Annotated in this window: 17 protein-coding genes; 5 read left to right on the top strand and 12 right to left on the bottom strand. The window is 73.1% G+C overall.

Annotated elements, in window-relative coordinates; translation table 11 throughout:
- Nucleotides 1-6 precede the first annotated feature (6 nt).
- The gene (locus ACQB60_RS08350) at nucleotides 7-873 is read right to left on the bottom strand and encodes a LysR substrate-binding domain-containing protein (RefSeq protein WP_496925184.1); all 867 of its coding nucleotides are present in this window, start codon (nucleotides 871-873) and stop codon (nucleotides 7-9) included.
- A gap of 165 nt (nucleotides 874-1,038) precedes the next feature.
- Between ACQB60_RS08350 and ACQB60_RS08345 the strand changes: the two genes are divergently transcribed.
- A complete protein-coding gene (locus ACQB60_RS08345) occupies nucleotides 1,039-2,079 on the top strand; it encodes a bile acid:sodium symporter family protein (protein WP_496925183.1) in 1,041 nt (346 codons plus the stop codon).
- On the opposite strand, the gene ACQB60_RS08340 is transcribed toward ACQB60_RS08345, so the two are convergent.
- From ACQB60_RS08340 to ACQB60_RS08330, 3 genes are all read right to left on the bottom strand, one after another.
- A complete protein-coding gene (locus ACQB60_RS08340; protein ID WP_496925182.1) occupies nucleotides 2,015-3,313 on the bottom strand; it encodes a DUF5005 domain-containing protein in 1,299 nt (432 codons plus the stop codon). The two genes, ACQB60_RS08345 and ACQB60_RS08340, sit on opposite strands and share 65 nt — an antisense overlap.
- A 10-nt stretch (nucleotides 3,314-3,323) precedes the next feature.
- Nucleotides 3,324-5,237: an exo-alpha-sialidase gene (locus ACQB60_RS08335; protein WP_496925181.1), complete on the bottom strand. Its 1,914-nt coding sequence runs from the start codon at nucleotides 5,235-5,237 to the stop codon at nucleotides 3,324-3,326.
- Nucleotides 5,238-5,374: 137 nt separating this feature from the next.
- The gene (locus ACQB60_RS08330; RefSeq protein WP_496925180.1) at nucleotides 5,375-6,328 is read right to left on the bottom strand and encodes a quinone oxidoreductase family protein; all 954 of its coding nucleotides are present in this window, start codon (nucleotides 6,326-6,328) and stop codon (nucleotides 5,375-5,377) included.
- Between the two features lie 134 nt (nucleotides 6,329-6,462).
- Between ACQB60_RS08330 and ACQB60_RS08325 the strand changes: the two genes are divergently transcribed.
- The gene (locus ACQB60_RS08325; protein WP_496925179.1) at nucleotides 6,463-6,900 is read left to right on the top strand and encodes a MarR family winged helix-turn-helix transcriptional regulator; all 438 of its coding nucleotides are present in this window, start codon (nucleotides 6,463-6,465) and stop codon (nucleotides 6,898-6,900) included.
- Here ACQB60_RS08325 and ACQB60_RS08320 read toward each other — a convergent pair.
- Entirely contained in the window at nucleotides 6,894-7,547 is a 654-nt protein-coding gene (locus ACQB60_RS08320; RefSeq protein ID WP_496925178.1) for a GOLPH3/VPS74 family protein, read from the bottom strand. The genes ACQB60_RS08325 and ACQB60_RS08320 overlap by 7 nt on opposite strands.
- Before the next feature lie 158 nt (nucleotides 7,548-7,705).
- Nucleotides 7,706-8,434 carry a dienelactone hydrolase family protein gene (locus ACQB60_RS08315; RefSeq protein ID WP_496925644.1) on the bottom strand — a complete coding sequence of 243 codons (729 nt, stop codon included), beginning with the start codon at nucleotides 8,432-8,434 and terminating at the stop codon, nucleotides 7,706-7,708.
- A gap of 181 nt (nucleotides 8,435-8,615) precedes the next feature.
- Between ACQB60_RS08315 and ACQB60_RS08310 the strand changes: the two genes are divergently transcribed.
- Nucleotides 8,616-9,056: a MarR family winged helix-turn-helix transcriptional regulator gene (locus ACQB60_RS08310; protein ID WP_496925177.1), complete on the top strand. Its 441-nt coding sequence runs from the start codon at nucleotides 8,616-8,618 to the stop codon at nucleotides 9,054-9,056.
- On the opposite strand, the gene ACQB60_RS08305 is transcribed toward ACQB60_RS08310, so the two are convergent.
- Nucleotides 9,010-9,951 carry a LysR family transcriptional regulator gene (locus ACQB60_RS08305; protein ID WP_496925176.1) on the bottom strand — a complete coding sequence of 314 codons (942 nt, stop codon included), beginning with the start codon at nucleotides 9,949-9,951 and terminating at the stop codon, nucleotides 9,010-9,012. The genes ACQB60_RS08310 and ACQB60_RS08305 overlap by 47 nt on opposite strands.
- Nucleotides 9,952-10,045: 94 nt before the next feature.
- Between ACQB60_RS08305 and ACQB60_RS08300 the strand changes: the two genes are divergently transcribed.
- Nucleotides 10,046-11,419 (top strand): MFS transporter, encoded by a 1,374-nt coding sequence (locus tag ACQB60_RS08300; protein ID WP_496925175.1) that lies wholly within the window; start codon nucleotides 10,046-10,048, stop codon nucleotides 11,417-11,419.
- A gap of 83 nt (nucleotides 11,420-11,502) precedes the next feature.
- Here the strand turns inward: ACQB60_RS08300 and fdhD are convergent, their stop codons facing one another.
- The 5 genes from fdhD to ACQB60_RS08275 are packed head-to-tail and all read right to left on the bottom strand — an operon-like array spanning nucleotide 11,503 to nucleotide 18,073.
- On the bottom strand, nucleotides 11,503-12,387 hold the full coding sequence (gene fdhD, locus ACQB60_RS08295; protein WP_496925174.1) for a formate dehydrogenase accessory sulfurtransferase FdhD: 885 nt from the start codon (nucleotides 12,385-12,387) through the stop codon (nucleotides 11,503-11,505).
- 7 nt (nucleotides 12,388-12,394) lie between these two features.
- Complete coding sequence (locus tag ACQB60_RS08290) at nucleotides 12,395-13,255, bottom strand: 2Fe-2S iron-sulfur cluster-binding protein (RefSeq protein ID WP_496925173.1); 861 nt, start codon at nucleotides 13,253-13,255, stop codon at nucleotides 12,395-12,397.
- Between the two features lie 28 nt (nucleotides 13,256-13,283).
- Nucleotides 13,284-15,155: an NADH-ubiquinone oxidoreductase-F iron-sulfur binding region domain-containing protein gene (locus tag ACQB60_RS08285; protein WP_496925172.1), complete on the bottom strand. Its 1,872-nt coding sequence runs from the start codon at nucleotides 15,153-15,155 to the stop codon at nucleotides 13,284-13,286.
- A gap of 6 nt (nucleotides 15,156-15,161) precedes the next feature.
- Nucleotides 15,162-17,105: a molybdopterin oxidoreductase family protein gene (locus tag ACQB60_RS08280; RefSeq protein WP_496925171.1), complete on the bottom strand. Its 1,944-nt coding sequence runs from the start codon at nucleotides 17,103-17,105 to the stop codon at nucleotides 15,162-15,164.
- Complete coding sequence (locus ACQB60_RS08275; RefSeq protein WP_496925170.1) at nucleotides 17,102-18,073, bottom strand: 2-dehydropantoate 2-reductase; 972 nt, start codon at nucleotides 18,071-18,073, stop codon at nucleotides 17,102-17,104. Before ACQB60_RS08275 ends, ACQB60_RS08280 begins: the two co-directional genes overlap by 4 nt.
- Before the next feature lie 284 nt (nucleotides 18,074-18,357).
- Between ACQB60_RS08275 and ACQB60_RS08270 the strand changes: the two genes are divergently transcribed.
- Entirely contained in the window at nucleotides 18,358-19,692 is a 1,335-nt protein-coding gene (locus ACQB60_RS08270; RefSeq protein ID WP_496925169.1) for an OFA family MFS transporter, read from the top strand.
- The last annotated feature ends 13 nt before the right edge of the window (nucleotides 19,693-19,705 follow it).

The following is a 19,705-nucleotide window of genomic DNA, read 5'->3' as shown; positions in this document are numbered from 1 at the left end:
CCCAGGTCAGCGCGTCCGGTGCAGCCGGTCCCCGCCCGCCAGGATCGCCGCCGCGAGCGCGTCCGCGGCCTCCTGCGCGCGGGCCCTGCGCTCGCCGTGGCGGAGCACGAAGTCGACCGCGCCGAGCTCGGGCAGGCCCGCCCGGTCCGGGATCCGGACCAGGCCCGGCGGGATCAGGCCGCGGGAGTGCGCCATCACGCCGAGGCCCGCGCGGGCGGCGGCGACCAGGCCGTTGAGGCTGCCGCTGGTGCAGGCGATGCGCCAGGCGCGGCCGCTGCGCTCCAGGGCCTGAAGGGCCAGGGCGCGGGTGATGCCGGGCGGCGGGTAGACGATCAGCGGGACCGGCCGGTCGGGGTCCAGGCGCAGCCGCTCCGCGCCGATCCACACCAGCTCGTCGTGCCGGACCAGTTCGCCGAGCGGGTCCTCGGGGCGGCGCTTGGCCAGGACCAGGTCGAGCTTGCCCGCGTCCAGCTGGGCGTGGAGCGTGCCCGAGAGCTCGACGGTCAGCTCCAGGTCGACCTCCGGGTGGTCGTGCCGGAAGGTCTCCAGGATGTCGGTGAGCCGGGTCAGCACGAAGTCCTCGGAGGCGCCGAACCGCAGCCGCCCGCGCAGCCGCGTCCCGCGGAAGTGCGCGGCCGCCTCCTCGTACAGCTGGAGGATGCGGCGCGCGAAGCCCAGCATCGCCTCGCCGTCCTCGGTCAGCTCCACCCCGTGGGTGTCCCGGGTGAAGAGCTGGCGCCCCACCGCGTCCTCCAGGCGCCGCACGTGCTGGCTCACCGTGGACTGGCGCAGGCCGAGGCGGCGGGCGGCCTGCGTGAAGCTCAGCGTCTGGGCCACCGCGAGGAAGGTGCGCAGCTGCGAGGGGTCGTACACGGGGCCGAGCCTACCCATCATGAAGCGTGATGACAGTCAGAGCGGTATGCGGGATTCCCGATCATGGGGTTGAGGAGGATCATGGAGAGCGCGCGATCTTGACCCAGGGCCCGGCGCGCGCGGCACGAGCGTGCCCGGCACGGGCCGCACGAGAGCAAGGAACCAATGAAACGCCTGACGTGGCCGTCGTGGATGCCGGTCGACCCGTACATCCTCGCCCTGCTCGGCACCGTGGGAATCGCGGCGCTGCTGCCCGCGCGCGGAGCGGCCGCCGACATCGCGTCCGGCGCCTCCACCGGCGCCGTCGCCCTCCTGTTCTTCCTGTACGGGGCGCGCCTGTCCACCCGCGAGGCGCTCGACGGACTCAAGCACTGGCGGCTCCACGTCACCGTCCTCGCCGCCACGTTCCTCGTCTTCCCGCTGCTCGGGGCCGCGGCCAGGGGACTCGTCCCGTACGTCCTGACGCCCGCCCTCTACAGCGGATTCCTCTTCCTGACCCTGGTCCCCTCGACCATCCAGTCGTCCATCGCGTTCACCTCGATCGCGCGCGGGAACGTGCCCGCGGCGATCTGCGCGGGCTCCTTCTCCTCGCTCATCGGCATCGTGATCACGCCGCTGCTCGCGGCGGCGCTGCTCGGCAACAGCGGCGGCGGCTTCTCCGCCGACTCGCTGTTCAAGATCGTGCTGCAGCTCCTCGTGCCGTTCCTCGCCGGACAGTTCCTGCGCCGCTGGGTGGGCTGCTTCATCGCCCGGCACAAGAAGATCCTGGGCTTCGTGGACCGCGGCTCGATCCTGCTCGTCGTCTACACCGCGTTCAGCGAGGGCATGGTGCGCGGCATCTGGCACCAGGTGACCCCGCTGCGGCTCGGCGCGCTGCTCGCCGTCGAGGCGGTGCTGCTCGCGGTGATGCTGGCGCTCACCTGGTACGGGGCCAAGAGGCTCGGCTTCGCGCGGGGCGACCGGATCGCGATCCAGTTCGCGGGCTCGAAGAAGTCCCTCGCCGCCGGACTGCCCATGGCGAGCGTCCTGTTTGGCGCGCAGGCGTCCCTCGCGGTGCTGCCGCTGATGCTCTTCCACCAGATGCAGCTGATGGTGTGCGCGGTCATCGCCAAGCGCCGCTCGCGCGATCCGGAGGAGTTCGTCAGCGCTCCTGGGCGAGCTTCAGGGACACGAACCGCGGTCGGTACAGGGACACGTTCCGGCTGATGTTGGCCGCGGCCGCCGAGGGCGTCGCGTCCAGCCAGTTGACGTCGTAGCTCAGCACGAGGCGGCCGTCCCCGCTGAGCGCGGGGTGCACCTGCGGGTTGTAGGCGGCGGTGTCCTGGCGGGCGGCGCCGTCCTTCGGCAGGGGCGGCGCGAAGCCCTTGGCGGGGCCGTGCCAGGGGCCGGTGGGGGAGCAGGCCCAGTACGAGGTGACGGCGCTCAGCGCCTCGGCGCCGGCGCCCATGGTGAACAGGACGTACGTGCCGTCGACCCGCGCGACGCTGAAGGCGCTGCCCACGCCCCGCTTCTGCCCGTCCCCGAGCACCGGCTTCGGCTTCTTCGGCGCCCCCTTGGCGGTGACGGCCCCCTGGGCGGTCCAGTCCTTGCCGTCCCAGTACTGCCAGGCCCCCGGCTCGGCGAGCCGGCCGTGCGGGACGCGGGCGACGTAGGCGTGCGAGGCGGGGCGCGCGGCGGCCTGGCCGTCGTTGCCGCCGAAGACATACGTCCAGCCGTCGGCGTCGACGGTCGAGGTGCCGTACAGGACGCGCTCCTCGGGGGCGGCGACCGCGCGCTGGTCGGAGACCGTCACGATGCCTTCGAGGCGCAGGTCGGGCAGGGAGAGCGTGGCGACCTCGGTGGCGGTGGGGACGCCGTAGATCCAGGGCCCCGTGCCCGTCGTACGGCTCCACAGGAGGACCCGGACGACCTGCTCGTCCGAGCCCGGCGAGCGCGGCTCCACCTTCGCGGCGACCGGCCACCGCCACTGCCCGGGCGCCGGGTCGGTGAAGAGCGGCGCGGCGACGGTCCGCTCCAGGGAGCCCGAACGGCTCATCACCACACCGGAGTTGCGCACGAAGGGCGCCGTCGCGTCCCGCCACGTGTGCGGCTGGCCCGCCGGGTTGGGCGGCGCGTGCACCTGGCCCAGATACGTGTCGGAGAACAGCCAGAGCACCCGGCCGTCGGGCAGCCGCACCGAGTGGGTGCCGTCGCCGCCGGTCCAGTCGTCGGCGCGCTTCGTGTCGTCGCCGTAGCGGGCGAAGGCCCCGGTCAGCTCGGTGTCGGCGGACCAGGACGCGACGGTGCGGGGCCCGCAGACCGCACCGCCCTCCCGGTCGTCGTCCGGGAGGGCGGTGAGCAGGATCGCGGCGAGGGCGAGGCCGAGGAGTACGGCCGGCCAGACCCGGCGGCGGGAACTCCCGCGTCCGGGCCGCCCGGTGGGTCCATGGTCGGCTGACACGCCCGGGACGTTAGTTGCTTCCGCGGATGTGGTCCATGGGCAGCCACAGCACGGTGTCCCGGGTCACAGCGCCCCGCGCGGACCGCGCCGAGCCGAGATCGCCGATCTCCTCGTCGCTCAACGCCCGGTCCCATACCCGGACTTCGTCGATGCCGCCGGTGAAGTGGGCGCGGCTGTCGAGGCGTTCACCGATGTGCACACCAAAGGGTGAGTTGCGGGAGACGGTGCCCGGGACGTCCGGGGCGCTGACCGGGGTGCCGTCGAGGAAGAGGGTGAGGCGGCCGCCGGTGCGGCGCAGGGCGATGTGGTGCCACTGGCCGTCGTTGTACGCGCCGGTCGTGGACACGGACGCGGACCTCGGGGGCGTCGCGCCGTCCCGCGTGGTGATCAGACCCGTGACGCGCTTGCTGGCGGGCTCGCCGCGCAGCCACACCTGGGGCTGATTGGTGCCGACGCCGCCCATCCACAGCAGCGGCTGCTCACCGCTGGTGGCGGTGTAGCGGAACCACAGGGATGCCGTGAAGTCCTGGGTGCCGAGCGGGAGTCGGTCGCTGTAGGGCAGGCGCACGGAGTCGTCGGTCCCGTCGAAGGAGAGGGCCCCGCCGATGCGTCCCTCGGTCTCGGTGGCGCCGCCGAGCACGGCGGCGGGCCGGGCGAACCAGGCGCGGTCGGTGGTCTTCGGGTCCGGTCCGCGGCGCGGCTTCAGCCAGTCCTCGGTGAAGCGGGCGAAGCGGATCTCGTCGCGCGCGTCGACCGCCCCGCCCTCGTACATCAGGCCCACGTGGTCGTCGTCGGCCTGCACCATGTCCGAGTAGCCGGACCAGTCCGTGGTGACGACGGTGCCCCGGTCGAAGCTGTCCCAGGTGCGGCCGCCGTCGTACGAGGACCGGATCATCATGGTCCGGCGCCGGTCCGGGTCGCCCGGGCAGGCGAGCAGCATCCGGTTGCCCAACCGCAGGGTGGAGCCCTGGACTTGGGGTGTGTAGAGGTCGGGGAGGGCGCGGAAGGGGGCCACGAAGCTGTCGCCGCCGTCGCGGCTGAGGGTGTGCGTGCGGTGGCCGAGGTCCGTGCCGTCCTGCTCCCGGCCGCTGACGTAGACCGCGCCGTCGTGCCGCTCGGTGATGGTCATCTCGGACGGCTTCTGCCGGAACGTCCCGTCGTCCGCGATCGGATACGAGTCCCGGGCGCCGACCCGCCAGTGGTCGCCGCCGTCGTCGCTGACGATGAGCGCGGCGTGGTTGGCGGTGACCCGACTTCCGTTCCATGTCTCGGCGTTGACGGTGAAGACGAGGCGGCCGCGGTGGTGGCCGCGGGTCAGCTGGAGGCCGTGCACGGGCCCGGTGGCGTACCAGGAGTTCCAGTCGTCGGGCAGGATCTCGTCGCTGAGGTCGCGCGGCGCCGACCAGCTGCGGCCGTCGTCGTCGCTGTACTGCAGGTGCGGGGTGCGGTCGCACGGCACATCGCAGTTCTTCCCGTCCGTGCGGCCCGTGTTGTAGGTCTCGGCGAGCAGGATGCGGCCGGTCTCGCGGTCCACGACGGGCGCCGGGTTGCCGTGGGTGTCGCCCGCTCCTTCGTTGACGACCTGGAGCGGGCCCCAGGTGCGGCCGCCGTCCTCGGACCGCTTCACCACGATGTCTATGTCACCGGCGTCGCTGCAGTCGCGGGTGCGGCCCTCGGCGAAGGCGAGGAGGGTGCCCTTCACGGTCTTCACGACGGCGGGTATCCGGTAGCAGGCGTAGCCGGGATCCTGGGACGCCTTGAACAGGACCTGCTGTTCGAAGGGCGGGCTGGCGGCGGTGCGTTGTGCCGGTTCGGCGGAGTGCGCGGCCGGTGCCGGGAGCAGGGCCCCGGCGAGGGCGGCGGCGAGTGCGGCTGTGGTGGTGCCGAGCGTTCTCAGGCGTACACGGAGACTGGCAGTAGGCATGGTGCGGTCCGCCCTTCATGGCGACTGGACATCCTGACATCCCACGTCCAACGTGCGCGCCACAGACGCTACTTGGGGCGAATCGCCGCCCACAAGAAGCGTGCGCCAGGGGAGTGCGAAGCGCCCTCGGGCGGACCTCAGGGGACCAGGACGACCTTTCCGAGGTTTGCGCGCCCCTCGATCACCTCATGCGCCTTCGCCGCGTCCGCGAGCCCGAACTCGGCGTGCACGGCGGGTTTGAGGAGCCCGGCGCCGTGCAGCCGCCACAGCTCCTGCCGCCAGGCCTCGTACCGCTCGGGCCGCCCCTGCGCGACGATCCGCATCTGGAACCCGATGACCGACTTGGCGCCCACGAGCAGGTCGTACGCCGCGACGGTGCCGCCGCCCGAGCTGTACGCGACCAGGCGGCCGTGCGGGGCGAGGGAGCGCACGGCCGGAGTGAGCAGCTCACCGCCGACGGCGTCCAGGCAGTAGTCGGCGCCGTCCCCCCGCCGCTCCTCGTCGGCGAGGTCGTCGTAGCTGAGGACCTCATCGGCCCCGAGCCCGCGCAGGAACGCCTCCTTCGCGGCGAACGTGGCCCCGTCGGGCGCGGAGGCGGCGGCCACGACGCGCGACGCCCCCTTCAACTGGGCCAGTTGCAGGGCGAGATGGCCGACCCCGCTGGCGGCGCCGGTGACGAGGGCGGCCTCTCCGGCGGCGGGCCGCGCGGCTTCCAGCGCCCCGTACGCGACGAGGCCGCTGCGGACGAGGGCCACGGCGTCGACGGCGCTCGCCCCGTCCGGCACGGGGGAGGCCATGTCGCAGTGCAACAGGGCGTGGTCGGCGTACCCGTGCCCGAAGACGAGCCCGGTGACGCGATCGCCGACCCGGTACCGGGTGACGCCCTCGCCCACGGCCACCACTTCCCCGGCGACCTCACCGCCGAGCGCGACGGGTGCACGGGCCTCGCGCACCTTGCGGACCACGGGGAGGGTCACCCCGACTGCCTCGTTGCGCACGAGGAGTTCACCGGCGCCGGGTACGGGAACGTCGACGTCTTCGAGGAACAGGACTTCGGGGCCACCGCTGACTTCGTAGCGAACGCGACGCACGGGTGCCTCCAGGCAGGGAGCGGGAAGGTGGAGCAGGACAGGGGGCAGGGAGAACCATTGGGAACCCCAACAAATGAAGACCGTACAGGGAACTTCATTGGGAAGTCCAACGGTTCTTCGATACGCTCCCTCCCATGGCAAGCACCCCTCCCGCACCCAGCACGATCCGCACCCTCCCCAGCTGGCTCCTGGGGCGCGCCGCCGCCCGCGGGCGCGGCCTGGTCGCCGAGGCGCTCGCGGGCGAGGACATGAAGATGTGGCACCACGTCGTGCTGTCCGCCGTCGCCGACCGCGGCCCCGTCGCCCAGGCCGAGCTCGGCCGCACCGTCTCGCTCGACCCCAAGGACATGGTCGGCATCATCAACGACCTGCAGTCCGCGGGACTCGTCCTGCGCGCCCCCGACCCCCACGACCGCCGCAAGAACGCCATCACCCTCACGGACGAGGGCAAGGCTGCGGTGGAACGCTGCGCCCGCGCCGCGGAACGCGCCAACTCCGAGCTGCTCGCGCCCCTTTCGGCCGCCGAGCGTACGCAGTTCCTGGGGATGCTGCAGCGGGTGGTGGGTCAGTAGCCGCGCCAGACGTTGTCGAACGCCGCGTCCTCGATCGCCTTGCGCTGCCGTACGGCCTGCAGCTCCTGGACGGCGCCGCCGACGGCGGCCAGCACCGCCGCGACCGCGTCACCGGCGAGCTCCTCCGTGTCCTCGACCGGCTCGGCGCGCAGGCCGGCGGCGGACGCCAGGGCCGCGAGCACGGGCTCGCCCGCCGACCAGCGACCCTCGGCGCGGTGCCGGGCGGCGGAGGCGGCGGTGGAGGCGGTGGCGGCAGTGGGGGTGGTGGCGGCAGTGGGGGTGGTCGGTGCCGTCCGCCCGGTCCGCAGTCGGTCCCAGCGGCTCGGCTGCCGGGTCGTCAGCCCGATCCGCGCCAGGTCGTCGGCGTACGCCGTGAAGAGTCCCTGGCCCCGGCGCCACAGCCAGTCCTCGACCGACTCGTGCGGCTCCTGCCGTATCAGCGCTGCGGCGGCCTCGTCCAACAGGCGTTCCCCCGTGCGGACTTGGCTTCCCGGCAGGAGACGGTCGCCGTCCACGGCCAGGGCTCCGGCCTCGACCAGGTCCAGCACCTCGGCCCCGGCGAGCGCGAGTGACAGCTCGCCCTGCTCCACGGTCCGGTCGGGCGTCAGCTCCGCGGCGACGATCGCGAGGTCCTGTGCGGTGGTCATGAGCGGCTCCACGTCGGTCGGGTGCGGGGGCGAGAGCGCCGGGGCCGGCCACGGCGGGCCGGGCGGCGTTCTCGTTCGATTCTCGCCGCCCGGCGGTCATCGCGGGCCCACTTGTGCCCCATGGTGCGGGAATCGGGGCTGTCGGGCCGCGTCGCTCTTCAGGCCGTCAGGGTACCGGCCAGGAGGGGGAGCAGGCGCTCCCAGTGGCGCTGCAGCCCTGAGGGGCTGAAGGCGTCGGTGTCGGACATGGTGAAGCCGTGGACGGTGCCCGGGTAGATCTCGGAGGTGTGGTCGATCCCGGCGGCGTCCAGCGCCTGGTCGAGCTCGCGGAGGGCCTCGGGCGTCAGGTCGCTCTCGGCGTGGCCGAGGTGGACCCGGGCGGTGAGGGTGGCGAGAAGGCGGCGCAGGTCGTCGGGCCCGCCGGCGCTCACGGGGCCGTGGAATCCGGCGACGGCGGCCACGCGGCCGGGGTGGGCCGCGGCGGTGCGCATCGCGAGCAGGCCGCCGATGCAGTAGCCGGTCACCGCGACCGGTCCGGCGGCGACCTCGGGCCGGGAGCCGAGGAAGTCCAGGTAGGCGTCGGCGTCGCGCAGGATCCGCTCGGTGGTGTGTGCCTGGAGCAGGGGCATCACCTGGGCCATGACCGCGGGCCTGACGTCCTCCCCGATGTGCTCGGGCAGGTCGAACAGCGGCGCCGGACCGTGCCGGTAGAAGAAGTTGGGGACGAGGACGTAGTAGCCGTGCCCGGCCAGTTCGCGGGCCAGCTCCCGCAGCACGGGCCGGATGCCGAAGCCGTCCGCGTACATCAGCACCCCCGGGTGCCGCCCGCCGTCGTCGGGGAAGGCGGCGAACGCGTCGGCCTCGCCGTCCGGGGTGGGGATCTGCAGTGTCGTGAGCGTCTGGGTGGGTATGGCGGATCTTCCTTTCGCATTCTCGGCGCCGGGTCCTGAGGTCGCCCGACGGCGGCAGTTCGCGTGACGGCGGCTTCAGCGTTAGTGGCACTAACGGTGTGGGCGTGAGTGAACGTATATCGTTGGTCCCACTAACGCAATGGAGGGGATCGGCGCCATGACCAGGACGCCCGAGCGGCTGCGCCGACTGCCGAGCCGGCTGCTGTCGCAGCTGACCACGCGCTCGGACCGGCTGATCAACGACGGCCTCGCCCGCGCCGACGCCCGCAAGTGGCACTACGCCGTGCTCGCCTCACTGCAGGAGTACGGGCCGGGCAGCCAGGCCGAGTTGAGCCTGCGCTCCGGCATCCACCGCAGCGACATGGTCGGCGTGCTCAAGGAACTCGCCGAACGGCAGCTCGTCGAGCGCACACCGGACCCCGACGACCAGCGCCGCAACCTCATCACGATCTCCCCGCAGGGCCGCCGCCACCTGCGCCGCCTCGACACGGTCCTGGACACCCTCCACGACGAACTGCTCGCACCACTCAGCCAGGCCGAACGCGACCAGCTCACGCACCTGCTGACCCGCCTGCTGGATCACCACACCCGTGCGTGACCTCCGGTAGCGGGTCCGCGCGACGAGCCAGGTCCAGGAGCGCGCGCAGCGGGCCTTCGGCGGGGCCGAGGCGGGGCTGCCACTGGGCCACGATGCTCACCGGGCGCAGCCGCTCCGTGAGGTCGAGCCGGACCAGCTCACCGCTCTCCAGCTCGCGCGCGACCGTCATCTCCGGCAGCAGCGACAGGCCGTGGCCGTGCCCGGCCAGGCGCAGCAGCGCCGAGATGGAGCCCGTCACCCGTGACTGCCGCGAGCCCGTGAACGAGTCCTCGCCGAAGCGGTCGAGCAGCAGCTCCAGGGTGCAGCCGGGCTCGGAGACCAGGAAGCCGTACGCGAGGGTCTGCTCGGGCGTCACCGCCCGGCGCCCGGCCAGCGGGTGGCCGGGGCCCGCCACGAGAACCGTGCGGTCGTGGCCCACGACGGTGTGCGCGCCGAGCGCCCGCAGCCCGTTGTCGTACTGGAAGACCAGGTCCAACTCGCCCGCCCCGAAGGCCCGTTCCACCCGGCTGCGCACGCCCACGGTCAGCTCGACGTCGACGTTCACGTCCGTGCCCGCCGCCCCGTACTCCAGAGCCGCGAGCACCTCGGGCAGCCACGCGTGGGCGAGCGACTCCTGGGCGCCGATGCGCAGCCGGGGCCGGTCGCCGAGCGCCGCCCTGCGTATCCGCGCGTCCAGTTCGAGGGCCTCGCGGGCGTGCGGAAGGAGCCGGTGCCCGGCCTCGGTGAGGCTCGCGCCCGTGCCCGCCCGCAGCAGCACGACCGCACCCACATCGGCCTCCAGGCGCTTGAGTTGGGCGCTCACGCTGGACTGGGCGTAGCCGAGCGCCCGGGCGGCGGCGGAGATGCCGCCGTGGTCGGCGACCGCGACGAAGGCGCGCAGATAGCGGGTGTCCACCGCGTCACCCTACCCACGCCCCATCGGACTCTCCGATGGGGGCATCGGACGTCCGGCGTCGCCGCCCCCGCACCCCTCGGGCGACGCTCGCCCCATGACCACGGAAAGTCTGCCCCGCACCACCGGCGCGCCTCAACAGGTGGCGCCCGGCGCCCGATCGCGCCGCACCTTCCTCGGCATCGCCGCCGGAAACCTGCTCGTCCTCCTCGACACCTCGATCCTCAACGTCGCCGTCCCCGACGTGCAGAGCTCCCTCCACCCCGCCGCGGCCGCGCTGCCCTGGACCGTCGACGCCTACACCGTCGTCTTCGCCGGACTGCTGCTCGCCGGCGGCGTCATCGCCGACCGGTGGGGCGCCCGCCGCGTCTACCTGACCGCGCTCGCCGCGTTCGCCGTGCTGTCCGCGCTCTGCGCCCTCGCGCCCGGCGCCGGGGCGCTCATCGCCGGGCGCGGACTCCTCGGTGCCGCGGGCGCCGGGCTCGTGCCCGCCTCGCTCGCCCTGCTCATCCACCTCAACCCGGACCCCGCCCGCCGCACCCGGGCCATCGGCGCCTGGACCGCGCTCAGCGGCATCGGCGCGGCCGTCGGCCCCGTCCTCGGCGGCGCCCTCGTCGAACTCGGCGGCTGGCGCCTGGTGTTCCTCGTCAACCCGCCCATCGCGCTCGCCGCGCTGCTCCTGTCCCGGCGCGTCCCGACGCCGCCCGCCCGCGCCGCCCGCCGCCCCCTGGACCGCCCCGGACTGCTCCTGTCCACCGCGGGGCTCGGCCTGCTCACCTTCGGCCTCGTCGAAGCGGGCATCGAGGGCTGGGGCTCGGCGGCCGCCCTGCTGCCGGTCGCCGCCGCGGTACTCGCCTTCGCCGCCCTCGCCCTCGTGGAGCGCCGCGCCGCCGCCCCCGTCCTGCCGCCCGCGCTGCTCGCCCTGGACCGGGTCCGGGCCGCCATGGTGGCCGCCGCGGTGTCCTGTTTCGCCTACTTCGGCGGCATGTACCTCTTCGCCGTGTGGCTGCAACGCGCGTACGCGCTCACGCCGTTCGAGGCCGGGCTCGCCTCACTGCCGATCGTGTTCCCGGTGTGCGTGATGCCGTTCTTCACCGGCCGCCTCGTGGCCCGCCACGGCCCCCGACCGGTCCTCCTCGCGGGCATGACGGCCACGGTCCTCGCGGGCCTGCTCCTCACCCTCGTGACCACCTCGAACCCGCCGCTGCCGCTGATCGTCGCGGCCGAGCTTGCCCTCGCCGCGACCGGCACGCTGTCCATCCCGGGCGCCGCCGCCGCGATGGCCCTGTCCGCCCCGCCCGCGTACGCGGCGACCAGCCAGGGCGCGCTCAACGCCGTCCGGCAAGCGGGTTCGGCCCTCGGCGTCGCCGTGCTCGGCACCCTCGCCGGGCTGTCCACGGCGGGCTGGATCCTCTGCGGCGTGGGCGCCGTGGCGGTGCTCCTGGTGGCGCGGGCCCGAGCCACTCCATGACCGGGCGGCGGTGTGGGCCCGGCCGGGCGCAGGGGGCGCTCCCCGCCCGGTCCGGGCCCGCCGCCGTGTGGCGGGGGAGCGGTTCAGCCCTGGACGGCCGGTGCCTCAAGGGCGACGCGGTGCTCACCCGCGTACACGTTCATGGACGCCCCGCGCAGGAAGCCGACCAGGGTCAGGCCGGTCTCCGCCGCGAGGTCGACGGCGAGCGAGGACGGCGCGGAGACCGCCGCGAGCACCGGGATGCCCGCCATGACGGCCTTCTGCGCCAGCTCGAAGGAGGCCCGCCCGGACACCAGCAGCACGGCCCGGGACAGCGGCAGCCGGCCCTCCTGGAGCGCCCGGCCCACCAGCTTGTCGACCGCGTTGTGGCGGCCCACGTCCTCCCGTATGTCGAGCAGCTCGCCCTCCTCGGAGAACAGCGCCGCCGCGTGCAGGCCCCCGGTCCGGTCGAACACCCGCTGAGCGGCGCGCAGCCGGTCGGGGAGGCTCGCGAGCAGGCCGGGGCCGAGCCGGACCGGGGGAGTGTCGGCGAGCGGGAACCGGGCCTGGGTGCGCACCGCGTCGAGGCTGGCCTTGCCGCACAGGCCGCACGACGACGTCGTGTAGACGTTGCGCTCCAGGGTGATGTCGGGGACCGGGACGCCGGGCGCGAGCCGCACGTCGACGACGTTGTAGGTGTTGGACCCTCCCCCACTCCCGGCTCCGCTCGAGCGGGAGGTGCCCCGTTCCGTCGCGCCCGCGCAGTAGACGATCGACTGCAGGTCGTCGGCGGACGCCAGCACGCCCTCGCTCACCAGGAACCCCGCAGCCAGCGCGAAGTCGTCCCCCGGCGTGCGCATCGTGATCGCGAGTGGTTTCCCGTTCAGGCGGATCTCCAGGGGTTCCTCGGTGACGAGGGTGTCCGCCCGCTCGCTGACGCGCCCGTCCCGGATCCGGATGACGCGCCGTCGTTCCGTGACTCGTCCCATGCCTTGATCAGTCCCGGTTCTGTACGTGCTGGTAGCCGAAGCGGCCCTTGATGCAGAGGTTGCCGTGGGTCACCGGATTGTCGTGCGGCGAGGTGACCTTCACGATGTCATTGTCCTGCACGTGCAGCGTCAGGTTGCAGCCGACTCCGCAGTACGCGCACACGGTCGTCGTCTGGGTCTGCGCGGACTCGTCCCAGGTCCCCGCCGCCCGCATGTCGAACTCGCTCTTGAAGCTGAGCGCACCCGTCGGGCACACCTCGATGCAGTTCCCGCAGTACACGCACGCCGAGTCGGTCAGCGGAGCGTCGTGCTCCACGGCGATCCGGGCGTCGAAGCCCCGCCCGGCGACCGCGATGGCGAAGGTGTTCTGCCACTGCTCGCCACAGGCGTCGACGCACTTGTAGCAGAGGATGCACTTGTCGTAGTCGCGGACGTACAGGTCGTTGTCGACCTTGGGCTCCTCGTTCAGGCGGGCCGCGTCCGGGCCGAAGCGGTCGGGCTTCGCCTCGTACTCCTTGAGCCAGCCCGCGACCTTCGGGGTCGTCGACAAGTCGACCGAGGACGCGAGGAGTTCGAGGACGATCTTCCGGCTGTGCCGGGTGCGCTCGGTGTCGGTGCGGACCTTCATCCCGGGCTCGGCCCTGCGGGAGCAGGCGGGGGCGAGGGTGCGGGCGCCCTCCACCTCCACGACGCACACGCGGCAGGCGTTCTTGGGGGTGAGGGTGTCGCCTTCGCAGAGCGTCGGGACGTCCTTTCCGGCGGCGCGGCAGGCGTCGAGGAGGGTGGCCCCCTCGGGGACCCTGGCTTCCTGCCCGTCGAGGGTGAACTCGACGAGGCGGCGCGGTGGTTGAAGCGGTATCGCGGTCATGCGGACGCCTCCCGGTGACGGTTCGTGATCATTCGTACGCCCCCAGGCGGTCGATGGCGGATTCCACGGCGTTCCACGCGGTCTGCCCGAGGCCGCAGATCGAGGCGTCCCGCATGGCGCGGCCCACCTCGCGCAGCAGCGCGACGTCGTCGGCGGCGGCCGCCCCCGTGCGGTCCAGGAGGCGGTGCAGGGCCTCCTCCTGGCGGACGGTGCCGACGCGGCAGGGCACGCACTGGCCGCAGGACTCGTCGCGGAAGAACTCCGCGATGCGGAGCAGGATGCGGGGGAGCGGCACGGTGTCGTCGAGGGCGAGCACGACTCCGGAGCCGAGGGTGGTCCCCGCCTCCCGCGTGCCCTCGAAGGTGAGAGGGATGTCCAGTTCGTCGGGGCGCACGAAGCCGCCCGCGGCTCCGCCGAGCAGGATCGCGCGGAGGTTGCCGGGCCGTCCCGCGAGGTCCAGGAGCTCGCCGAGGGTGGCGCCGAAGGGGAGTTCGTAGATGCCGGGCCGCTCGACGCTTCCCGACACGCAGAAGAGCTTGGGGCCCGTGGAGGTGCCGGTGCCGATGGCGGCGTACGCCTGGGCGCCCAGGGTGAGGATCGGGAGGACGTTGACGAGGGTCTCGACGTTGTTCTCGACGGTGGGCTTGCCGAAGAGCCCCTTCTCCACGGGGAAGGGCGGCTTGGAGCGGGGCTCGCCCCGGTACCCCTCGATGGAGTTGAAGAGCGCCGTCTCCTCGCCGCAGACATAGGCGCCCGCGCCCCGGCGGATCTCGATGTCGAAGGAGTACCCCTGGCCGAGGATGTCGTCCCCGAGGAGGCCGCGGGAGCGGGCCTGTTCGATGGCGCGGGTCAGGCGGGTGAGGGCGCGGGGGTACTCGCCCCGAAGGTAGAGGTAGCCGTGGTGGGCCCCCGTCGCGTACCCGGCGATGGTCATCGCCTCGATGAGGGCGTACGGGTCGCCCTCCATCAGCACGCGGTCCTTGAAGGTGCCCGGCTCGGACTCGTCGGCGTTGCAGACGAGGTAGTGGGGGCGGTCGGGCTGGGAGGCGGTGGCCTGCCACTTCCTTCCCGTGGGGAAGGCGGCGCCCCCTCGGCCCACCAGGCCGGCGTCGGTGACCTCGCGGATGACGGCGGCGGGGCCGAGGGCGAAGGCGTGGCGGAGGGCGGTCCAGCCGCCGTGGGCCCGGTAGTCGTCGAGGGATTCCGGGTCCACGGTGCCGACCCGTTTGAGGAGGACGAGGCCGTTGCTGCCTGCCTGGGGGACCGCCATCGATGCGGGGGGCTCCGGGGCGGCGGACTCGGGGGAGGCCGCGGCGAGGACGATGGAGTCGGTGGTGGCGGGGGCGACGACGGCGGTGGCGTACGGGGTTTCCCTTTCCCCTTCAGGAAGGGGCGGGGTCGGGGAAGCAGGCGCCGCAGGCGCACCCGCGCGTACCACCAGGGCTGCCGGGGCCCGCTCGCACAGGCCCAGGCAAGGGCTCGCCTCGACCGCCACCCCGGACGCGGGGCCCGAGCGCGCCCTCACCTCCGCGCACAGCGCAGCGCCCCCGCAGGCGATGTCCGTACACACCCGCACCACCGTCGCAGGCCGCGCCCGCACCGAGAACATGGAGTAGAACGTCGCCACTCCGTACCCCTCCGCCGGCGGCACCGTCAGACGGCGGCACAGGTAGTCGAGGCCGCCCTCGCTCACCCACCCCACCCGGTCGTTCAGCGCGTGCAGCCCCGGCAACAGCAGATCGCGCCGCTCGCGGGCCTCCCGCCCGCCCCTGGCCCACCGCAGATCGGCCTCCGGCCGGTCGCCGGCGCCCTCCCAGGCGGAGTCCGGCGGGCCGAGCAGCGCGTCGACCGCCGCCCGCTCCTCGTCCGTCGGCTTGCTGTCACCGAAGCGCAGATCCACGTCCGCTCAGCCCCCTGCCGTCAGCTTGTCGATGCGTATCGCCGACGCCTTGAACTCCGCCGTGCCCGCGATCGGGCAGTTCGCCTCGATCGTCAGCTGGTTGGTGTCCACCTCGTCGGGAAAGTGCATGGTCATGAACGCGAGTCCGGGGCGGAGCCCGGGGTCCACCCAGACCGGGGCGAGGACGGCGCCGCGCCGCGAGGACACCCGGACCTCCTCGCCGACCGCCACCCCGTACCGCTCCGCGTCCTCCGGGCACAGCTCCACGTACTCGCCGCGGCGCAGCGGGGACGCGAAACTCCCGCTCTGCACACCGGTGTTGTAGGAGTCGAGCCGCCGGCCGGTCGTCAGCCGGATCGGGTACCGCTCGTCGGTGAGGTCCACCGGCGGGTCGTGCGCGACCAGGCCGAAGGGGGCGGCGTCGCCGCGCGCGGTCTCGTCCGTCTCCCACAACCTGCCGTGCAGGTACGTCGGTTCGAGACGGTCCTCGTCGGGGCAGGGCCACTGGATGCCCTGGAGGGAGTCCAGTCGTTCGTACGTCATGCCGTGGTGGTCGGGGGAGAGGGAGCGCAGCTCGTTCCAGACCGCCTCCGCGTCCGCGTACTTCCACTCGTGGCCGAGCCGGGCGGCGAGGTCGCAGATGATGTCGATGTCCTCGCGGGCCTCGCCGGGCGGGCGGACCGCCGCGCGCACCCGCTGGACGCGGCGCTCGCTGTTGGTCGTGGTGCCCTCGGTCTCGGCCCAGCCCGCCGTCGCGGGCAGCACGACGTCCGCGAGTTCGGCGGTCTTCGTCAGGAAGATGTCCTGGACGACGAGGAAGTCGAGGGCCCGCAGGCGGCGTACCGCCTGGTCGCTGTCGGCCTCCGACTGGGCCGGGTTCTCGCCGATGCAGTAGACCGCCCGCAGCGATCCCGCCTCCATCGCCTCGAACATCTCGGTGAGGTTCAGGCCGTAGCGCGGCTGGATCGGCACCTCCCACGCCGACTCGAACTTGAGGCGCGCCGCGTCGTCGAGGATGTCCTGGAAGCCGGGCAGGCGGTTGGGGATCGCGCCCATGTCGCCGCCGCCCTGCACATTGTTCTGGCCGCGCAGGGGCTGCAGGCCGGAGCCGTAGCGGCCCACGTGGCCGGTCAGGAGGGAGAGGTTGATCAGGGCGCGGACGTTGTCCGTGCCGTTGTGGTGCTCGGTGATGCCGAGCGTCCAGCACAGCTGGGCCCGCTCCGCGCGGGCGTAGGCGTGCGCCAACTCCCGTATGGCGGCGGCCGGTACGCCCGTGACCTTCTCGGCGAGGGAGAGGGTCCACGGTTCGACGAGGGCCTTGTAGTCGTCGTATCCGGTGGTGGCCCGTTCGATGAAGGCGTGGTTGGCGAGGCCCGCGTGGATGATCTCGCGGCCGATCGCGTGCGCCATCGGGATGTCCGTGCCGACGTTCAGGCCGAGCCAGCTCTCCGCCCACTGCGCGGTGCTGGTGCGGCGCGGGTCGACCGCGTACATCCGGGCGCCGTTCCTGATGCCCTTCAGGACGTGCTGGAAGAAGATCGGGTGCGCGAAGCGGGCGTTGGATCCCCACATCACGATGAGGTCGGTCTGCTCCACCTCCTCGTACGAGGAGGTGCCGCCGCCCGAGCCGAACGCGGCGGACAGGCCCGCGACGCTCGGGGCGTGGCAGGTGCGGTTGCAGGAGTCGACGTTGTTGGTGCGCATGACGACGCGGGCGAACTTCTGCGCCACGTAGTTCATCTCGTTGGTGGCGCGGGCGCAGGAGAACATCCCGAACGCGCCCTGGGCGGAGCGGAGTCCGGCCGCGACACGGTCGAGCGCCTCCTCCCAGGTCGCCGGGCGGAACGGCTCGTCGCGGGAGTCCCGTACGAGGGGGTGGGTGAGGCGGGTGTAGGTCTTGGGGGTTCGGTCGCGTTTGCTCGTGTGGTTCGTACGGCTCATGCGGCTCATGCGGCGGTCCTCAATGCGAGCAGGTCCGAGATGGCGTGGACGGTGCGGAGCGTCGGCACCGGAACCCCGGTGATGTCCGCCAGTTCGACGACGGCCGCGAGCAGGACGTCCAGCTCCAGGGGCTTGCCGCGCTCCAGGTCCTGCAGGGTGGAGGTGCGGTGGTCGCCGACGCGTTCGGCGCCCGCGAGGCGGCGCTCGATGGAGATGTCCGGCTTGCAGCCGAGGGCGGCGGCGACCGCGAGGGTCTCCGACATCATGATCTCGATGACGCGCCGGGTGCCGCCGTGCAGACACATCTCGCGCATCGTGGCGCGGGCGAGGGCGCTGATCGGGTTGAAGGAGATGTTGCCGAGCAGCTTGATCCAGATGTCGGCGCGGAGGTCGGGCTCGACGGGGCACTTGAGGCCGCCCGCGACCATGGCCTCGCTGAAGGCGGCGCAGCGCGGGGAGCGGGAGCGGTCGGGTTCGCCGAGGGAGAAGCGGGTGCCTTCGAGGTGCCGGACGACGCCCGGCCCCGCCAACTCCGTTGCGGCGTACACCACGCAGCCGATGGCGCGCTCCGGCGCGAGCACCGCGCTGACGGCGCCGCCCGGGTCGACGCTCTCCACGCGGTGGCCGTCGTGCGGTCCGCCGTGCCGGTGGAAGTACCACCAGGGGATGCCGTTCTGCGCGGCGACCACCGCGGTGGTGTCGTGCAGCAGGGGCTCGATGAGCGGTCCGCACGCCGCGTACGAGTTGGCCTTGAGGCCCAGGAAGACGTAGTCGACGGGGCCGATGTCGGCCGGGTCGTCGGTGGCGTGGGCCTGCGCGGTGAAGTCGCCGCGCGGGCTGAGGACCCGGACGCCGTGCTGCCTCATGGCCGTCAAGTGCGGTCCACGGGCGACGAGATGGACGTCGGCACCCGCGCGGTGCAGCGCGGCTCCGACATAGGCGCCGATCGCCCCGGCGCCGAGTACTGCGACTTTCACGGTGGGGCGCTCCGTTCGGTCGAGGGATCCGAAGAAGGCTCGAAGTGGACGGCGGTCGGCGCCGGAAGGCTCACAGCGGTCGCCGACTGTCGATGGAATATTGTCTACAGTATGGAAGTTGGGCCAGCAAGAGGTCTGACGCGCCTCGCGGCAGATTGCATATCGTCGACGAAGGGGCGGATGAGGGGCGGACGAAGGAGCGGACGAAGGAGCGGACGAAGGAGCGGACGAAGGGATGCCCGCCCTCTTCCCAACTGCCCGGCGGATTCCTACCGTTCGGGATCATGAGACCCCCCGTCGCGCCACCCGGCTGGAGCCGGTGGCTGGTACCGCCCGCCGCCCTTTCGGTGCACCTCTCCATCGGCCAGGCTTACGCCTGGAGCGTCTTCAAACCGCCCCTGGAATCCGCGCTCGACCTCAGCGGCACCCAGAGCGCGCTCCCCTTCCAGCTCGGCATCGTCATGCTCGGCCTGTCCGCGGCGTTCGGCGGCACCCTCGTCGAACGCAACGGCCCGCGCTGGGCCATGGCCGTCGCCCTCACCTGCTTCTCCTCCGGCTTCCTGCTCGCCGCGCTCGGCGCCGCCACGCGGCAGTACTGGCTGATCGTGTTCGGCTACGGCTTCGTCGGCGGCATCGGGCTCGGCATCGGGTACATCTCGCCGGTGTCGACGCTGATCAAGTGGTTCCCCGACCGGCCCGGCATGGCCACGGGCATCGCCATCATGGGCTTCGGCGGCGGCGCGCTCATCGCCTCGCCGTGGTCGGCGCGGATGCTCGACTCCTTCGGCGCGGACGCGGACGGCATCGCGCTCGCGTTCCTGGTGCACGGGCTCACGTACGCCGTGTTCATGGCGCTCGGGGTCGCCCTGGTGCGCGTACCGCGGGCGGAGGTGGCGCCGAAGCCGGGCGCTCCCGCGCCGCTCGACGGGCCGCAGGTCTCCGCGCGGCAGGCGATCCGCACCCCGCAGTTCTGGTGCCTGTGGCTGGTGCTCTGCATGAACGTGACCGCCGGGATCGGCATCCTGGAGAAGGCCGCCCCGATGATCACCGACTTCTTCGCGGACTCGGACACCCCTGTGTCCGTCTCGGCGGCGGCGGGCTTCGTCGCGCTGCTCTCCGCCGCCAACATGGCGGGGCGCATCGGCTGGTCCTCCGCCTCCGACCGCATCGGCCGCAAGAACGTCTACCGGCTCTACCTCGGCGCGGGCGCGCTCATGTATCTGCTCATCGCCCGGTTCGGCGACGGCTCCAAGCCGCTGTTCGTCGTCTGCGCGCTGGTGATCCTCTCCTTCTACGGGGGTGGGTTCGCCACCATCCCTGCCTACCTGAAGGACCTCTTCGGGACCTATCAGGTCGGCGCCATCCACGGCCGCCTGCTCACCGCGTGGTCCACGGCCGGCGTCCTCGGGCCGCTCATCGTGAACCGGGTCGCCGACCACCAGAAGGACGCGGGCAAGCACGGCCCCGAGCTCTACGGCCTCTCCCTCACGATCATGATCGCGCTGCTCGCCGTGGGCTTCGTCGCCAACGAACTCGTCCGCCCCGTCCACGCCCGCCACCACATCCCCGCCCCCAGGAAGGCCGCAGATGCCCACGCCGACGAGCCCGCTCCCCAGTGACCCCGCCCCCTCC

This window comes from Streptomyces odontotermitis (assembly GCF_050510915.1).
Lineage (GTDB): Bacteria > Actinomycetota > Actinomycetes > Streptomycetales > Streptomycetaceae > Streptomyces.
Note: the sequence above shows the minus strand (reverse complement) of the source record. Positions and strands in the feature narration are given on the sequence as shown.